Annotated in this window: 5 protein-coding genes and 1 pseudogene; 2 read left to right on the top strand and 4 right to left on the bottom strand. The window is 29.7% G+C overall.

Annotation, left to right across the window (positions count from 1 at the left end; translation table 11 throughout):
- Positions 1 to 77 precede the first annotated feature (77 nt).
- From KGF50_RS20135 to KGF50_RS20125, 3 genes are read right to left on the bottom strand one after another with little or no spacing between them, the layout of a single operon-like run.
- Positions 78 to 878: an ABC transporter permease gene (locus KGF50_RS20135; RefSeq protein WP_227435206.1), complete on the bottom strand. Its 801-nt coding sequence runs from the start codon at positions 876 to 878 to the stop codon at positions 78 to 80.
- Positions 868 to 1056 (bottom strand): hypothetical protein, encoded by a 189-nt coding sequence (locus tag KGF50_RS20130; RefSeq protein ID WP_074047052.1) that lies wholly within the window; start codon positions 1054 to 1056, stop codon positions 868 to 870. The genes KGF50_RS20135 and KGF50_RS20130 overlap by 11 nt, the downstream gene beginning before the upstream one ends.
- Positions 1028 to 2671, bottom strand: a complete 1644-nt coding sequence (locus KGF50_RS20125; RefSeq protein WP_227849707.1) for a recombinase family protein — start codon at positions 2669 to 2671, stop codon at positions 1028 to 1030. The genes KGF50_RS20130 and KGF50_RS20125 overlap by 29 nt, the downstream gene beginning before the upstream one ends.
- 377 nt (positions 2672 to 3048) lie before the next feature.
- Between KGF50_RS20125 and KGF50_RS20120 the strand changes: the two genes are divergently transcribed.
- Both KGF50_RS20120 and KGF50_RS22615 read left to right on the top strand, forming a co-directional pair.
- Entirely contained in the window at positions 3049 to 3225 is a 177-nt protein-coding gene (locus KGF50_RS20120; RefSeq protein ID WP_227849706.1) for a hypothetical protein, read from the top strand.
- Positions 3226 to 3344: 119 nt separating this feature from the next.
- A pseudogene (locus tag KGF50_RS22615) lies at positions 3345 to 3446 on the top strand (hypothetical protein); the annotation flags it as partial.
- Between the two features lie 138 nt (positions 3447 to 3584).
- On the opposite strand, the gene KGF50_RS20115 reads toward KGF50_RS22615, so the two are convergent.
- Positions 3585 to 5183 (bottom strand): peptide chain release factor 3, encoded by a 1599-nt coding sequence (locus tag KGF50_RS20115; RefSeq protein ID WP_227849705.1) that lies wholly within the window; start codon positions 5181 to 5183, stop codon positions 3585 to 3587.
- Positions 5184 to 5484: the final 301 nt, after the last annotated feature.

Here is a 5484-nt window from a genome sequence, read left to right as displayed (position 1 = left end):
GTAATATTTATTGCTTACCTTTTATCAAAATTCATAAAATACTAAAGTGATTAAATTTACTAAATAAGATTTTTTATTTATCTAGAATTGTATATTTTTTCAATAATGTTAACTATAGCATACATTGCCCATGCACAAACAGCTAAGACGAATACACCCATCATTACTAAATCTAACTTAAATACTTGACTACCATAAACTATCAAGTATCCTATTCCATATCTTGATACTAAAAATTCTCCTACTATAACACCTACCCAAGCCATACCAATATTAATCTTAGTTAAGTTTATTAAATTTCCTGTATTTGCAGGTAATATAAGTTTAAATAGGATTTGTGATTTGCTAGCTCCAAAACTCTTTAACATCTTAATTTTTTCTTCATCTATATTCATAAAGTAATTATAGGCTGAAAGTATGGTAACAACAACGGAAATAGTTACAGCTGTTACTACAATTCCTTCTATTCCAGCGCCAACCCAAACTATAATTATAGGAGCCAAAGCAGTCTTAGGAAGAGCATTTAAAACTACCAAAAATGGGTCTAGTATTTTTGATAATTTTTCTGACCACCAAAGAGCAATTGCTACTAGAATACCTAAAACAGTTCCTATAACAAGACCAAGAACCGTTTCATATACAGATACTCCAATATGCTTAAATAGTTGGCCACTAGATGCATATTGAATAAACAAATTGTAAATATCACTTGGTTTACTGAATAGAAAAGTATTTATAACATTTAAATCAGCTAAAATCTCCCAAATTATAATAAAACCAATTAAAATTAATAGTTGGTAAAATAATACATTTCTTTTTTCTCTTTTTACACCTTTAATATAGTTTATATATCCTTCAGATCTTTTATTAAGCCTCATGTGTATCTAGCTCCTTCCATAAGATGTCGAAATACTTTTGAAAATCGGGAACTTTACGTGTTTTGAGAGGCGTTTTTGTTCCATCCATATTAAGTTCAATGTCATAAATATTTTTTATAGTAGCTGGTCTTTTAGATAGTATTGCAACTTTATCTGATATGCTTATTGCTTCTACCATCACTACAGAAGTGCGACCTATCAGGTAACGAAACTAAGTCATCCATGTCAGCACCCATATAAACAATACTAAGAGTGCCACTAGAACTATCCCAAACTATAGAATCAACAATAGTAGATAGCAATAACTTCTTATTATCCAAATTAGCATCATCAACTATATCATTAAACTTTTTTAAATTACTAACAACAATATCTAAATTAACACTAGCATTTTTAATATCGACACTGTTATCTTCTAAGTTTCTAACCCTAACCTTTAATTCTTCAATTTCACTATTTAAACTTTCAATCTGAGAGATAATATAATCAGAAGCAATACTACCAGTATTTTTAGCAAGCTCTATAACCAAATTTCTGATGTTTTTTTCCTTATCCTTAATAGAATTCCTGAATAAATCAATCTCATTTTTAACGCTATTTGATACATCATCAACTTTAATCTTATTTTCATGAAAAGCATCTATAATAGATTCGACATTACAATTTTTAATTCTCTCAATAACAATATCTTCAACTAAAGGTCCCTTAAGATTTTTACAATTGCAAGAATCAACACCAAGCTTCTTTTTAGTACCACATACATAATAATATTTTAATTCTTCATCAGTTCGCTTACCTTTATAAGTAATTCTCATATTAGAACCACACTTAGAACATTTTAAAAGTCCTGATAATAAAGCAACTTTACCAGTAGCAGTTCTTGGACTCTTATCACGATTAGCATCAAGTAAGCCTTGAACTTCAAGCCAAGTAGTAGAATCTATAATTCCTTTATGTTTAGCAATAGCTGCTATAGGTTTAGATGTGTTTTTAGCATAGGTGAGTATTCCACATTCTTTATCAGGAGTACCAATAACATCCATATTGTTATTTCTAAGATATTCTACAACATCATCATTAGCTTTCACATAAGCAGGACTTCTAAGCATACCAGATAATGAACTAGGGTCAAATTTACCACCACGAGGACCTTTTATTCCATTGTGGTAAACATATTTGTATAATTGAGATAGAGATCTAAGTTCTAGATACTTGGCATAAACTATTTTAACAACTTCCATTTCATCATCACTAACTTCTAACTGATACATACTTCTTTCTTTTAGGTTTTCATCTAAGTATTTAATCTTTTTACTGCTAAATCCATGAGGAGTTTTACCACCTAGCCATCTGCCAGTACGAGCAAGCTCATACATATTATCTTTTATACGTTCAGCTATTGTTTCTCTTTCAAGCTGTGCAAATACACTAGATATAAACATCATAGCTCTTCCCATTGGAGTAGAAGTGTCAAATTGCTCTTTGATAGATATAAAAGATATCTCTAATTCATTTAGTTTTTCTATTAAAGTAGAGAAGTCAGATACATTTCTTGATATTCTATCTAATCTATAGCACACAAGATAATCAAACTTTTTTGTTTTCGCATCTTGCATCATTTTTTTAAATTGAGGTCTATCTATATTGCCACCGCTAAAGCCTTCATCTTCATATATTAAAAAATCTTTTATACCAACAGACTTAGCATAGTCCATACATAGCTGTATTTGATTTTCTATAGATTCACCTTTACCAGTAAACTTTGATTTTCTTGAGTAAATTGCAGCCTTCATAAGTTTAACCTCCTTAAACTTTAGTATAAAGTGATTTGAATAAGTAACATTCTAGCGATTAATTTCATGTCACAAAGGAGTAGATGTATTTATCAGAACAACCTTTATAATAGTATTTTCAATACATATAGGTATTAGTAGTGTTTTATTATTTACTTATATATAAATATATGATGCAAAGGATACATTAAATGTTAATAATATATTTTTATTGCATCATATCTAAAGTTAATATATTAAATTACTAAATGATTTTCCAGAAACACATTCTTCTCTTGCTATATCATATATTTGAGTCTTAATTAGTTGTGTCAAGACAAGTCTATAACCTCATAGATTAATATAATAACTCAATTGAGGTATAGGGGGGCTTATATATGGACATAAAAGTTGTTGAGATTTTTCCTACAAATCCAGTGGCACTAAAAAAAATAGAAGCGGCTAAAGCTAAATGGCTTGTAAATGTATTAAGAAAAAAGTATCCTGAGGAAGTTTTAGATAAAGCCTTTAAGATACTAGAAGAAGATTTAGAAAAAAGTGAAGCTAAAGATTAAAATTTTGATAAGATATACAGATGATATAGATGGAAAAACAAATGATAAAATATTTGAATGAACATATAGTTTATGAAACTAATGGCATGACAAGAGAAGAGTAGTTAGAAAAAAGAAAATCAGGAATAGGTGGAAGTGATTCAGCAAGTGTTCTTGGTCTTAATCCTTACAAAAATTCAATGAGTGTGTTTATAGATAAACTCGATTATATACATCAATGAAGCCCTCAAAGTGAAGAACTACCTTTGCATAGATTGATAGATTGATCTATATTGTTAGCTTCTATTTGTAAAGAAAATGAATATAGTACTCCCCTCCACACGTTTAAAAATAGACGCATGGAGAGTAACCTTTATTTTTTATAAAGAAGTTTCTCTTAAAACTAAATTTTCATTTCTCTCAATTAGATGTCTAATAGACCATTCATTTTGAAATAACAATACTGGATTTCTGCTTTTATCTTCAACTAGTATTGTATCCATTGGTATTGAAATCTTATCCGATTTGAAAGTATCAGGTTCAATCCAACGTATATAGCGATAAGGTAGCGTGTTCATTATCATATCAACACCATATTCTTGTTTTAGACGATATTCTAAAACTTCAAATTGAAGAACTCCAACTACTCCTACAATAAGTTCTTCCATACCAAAATTAGGTTGCTTGTATATCTGTATAGCACCTTCTTCGGATAATTGTGTAAGACCTTTTAAGAACTGTTTTCTTTTAAGAGCATTCTTTGTAGATACTCTTGCAAAATGTTCAGGAGCAAATTGTGGTATGCCAGTGTACTGTAAATTTGATTGTTTTTCACTTAATGTATCACCAATATTAAATATTCCTGGATCATGTATCCCTATAATGTCCCCTGGATAAGCTGAATCTATTATAACACGGTCTTGTGCTACAAACTGTTGAGGTTGTGAAAGTTTAACTTTTTTGTTTCTTTGTACATGAGTTACTGTCATACCTTTTTCAAATTTACCAGAGCAAATTCTTAAAAATGCAATTCTATCTCTATGAGATTTATCCATGTTAGCTTGAATTTTAAATATAAATCCTGAGAAGCTATTCGAATTAGGGTCAATATCACCTAAATTACTGCTACGAGGATTTGGGGGAGGTGTTATCTCTAGGAACGATTCTAAAAATGGTTCTACACCAAAGTTAGTAAGAGCACTTCCAAAAAACACAGGTGTCAATTCACCATTTAATACTCCATCTAAATTAAAATTATCTCCAGCAATATCTAAAAGTTCAATATCTTCTAGTAGTTTTTCATGAAGAGCATCACCTAATAATGTATTAAATCTTTCATCAGATATATCTCCAGTTGTAGACTTAGCAATAGATTGTCCATGATTACCATCATCAAATAGTTCAACTTGATTTTTATGGCGGTTAAACACACCTTTGAATTCTTTACCCGAACCAATTGGCCAGTTTACTGGACAAGAGCGAATTCCTAGAACATTTTCAATATCTTCAAGTAGTTCAAAGGGGTCTTTTCCTTGACGGTCCATTTTATTTATAAAAGTGAAAATTGGTATTCCTCTCATTTTACAAACTTGGAATAATTTCTTTGTCTGATCCTCGACACCTTTAGCAGAGTCAATAACCATTACTGCACAGTCTGCTGCCATAAGAGTCCTATAAGTGTCCTCACTGAAATCTTGATGCCCTGGAGTGTCAAGAATATTTATGCAAAAGTTATTATATTCAAATTGAAGAACACTTGATGCAACAGATATACCTCTTTGTTTTTCAATTTCCATCCAGTCAGATACTGCATGTTTTTGAGATCTTCTTGATTTAACTGATCCTGCTTCACGAATAGCACCACCATATAATAGAAACTTTTCAGTTAATGTAGTTTTTCCTGCATCGGGATGGGAAATGATTGCAAAGGTTCTTCTTCTTTTAACTTCATTAATTAAACTTAAATTTTGTTCTGTCATTTTTTATCATCCTTTATTTTAATTTTACGATTATCCAAATATAAAAAATTATATTTATTAGTAGTTTTAAAATTAGCATAATTTTCTATATACTATAAAAAACTACAATCCTATTAATATTATAACTTTATTGTAAAACTGTCAATATAGAAACCTTATGAAAATAGCTTATGTGGAGGTTCTAAAAATAGATTAATTTTTAAAGTCGCACTTTTATAGAAATCGCTTCACCAATATCATGCGTAACTAAAATAGTAGACTTATTTTCATTTTTTATAATACTATAAACCCTTATGAAAAT

This window comes from Clostridioides sp. ZZV15-6598 (genome assembly GCF_020657705.1).
Taxonomy (GTDB): Bacteria; Bacillota; Clostridia; order Peptostreptococcales; family Peptostreptococcaceae; genus Clostridioides; species Clostridioides difficile_F.
The sequence above is the reverse complement of the archived record's forward strand: the minus strand, read 5'-3'. Positions and strand labels throughout refer to the sequence as shown.

Coding starts and splice junctions, on each gene's coding strand:
- KGF50_RS20135 (WP_227435206.1), bottom strand. CDS start 878: ATGAGGCTTAATAAAAGATCTGAAGGATATATAAACTATATTAAAGGT.
- KGF50_RS20130 (WP_074047052.1), bottom strand. CDS start 1,056: ATGGTAGAAGCAATAAGCATATCAGATAAAGTTGCAATACTATCTAAA.
- KGF50_RS20125 (WP_227849707.1), bottom strand. CDS start 2,671: ATGAAGGCTGCAATTTACTCAAGAAAATCAAAGTTTACTGGTAAAGGT.
- KGF50_RS20120 (WP_227849706.1), top strand. CDS start 3,049: ATGGACATAAAAGTTGTTGAGATTTTTCCTACAAATCCAGTGGCACTA.
- KGF50_RS20115 (WP_227849705.1), bottom strand. CDS start 5,183: ATGACAGAACAAAATTTAAGTTTAATTAATGAAGTTAAAAGAAGAAGA.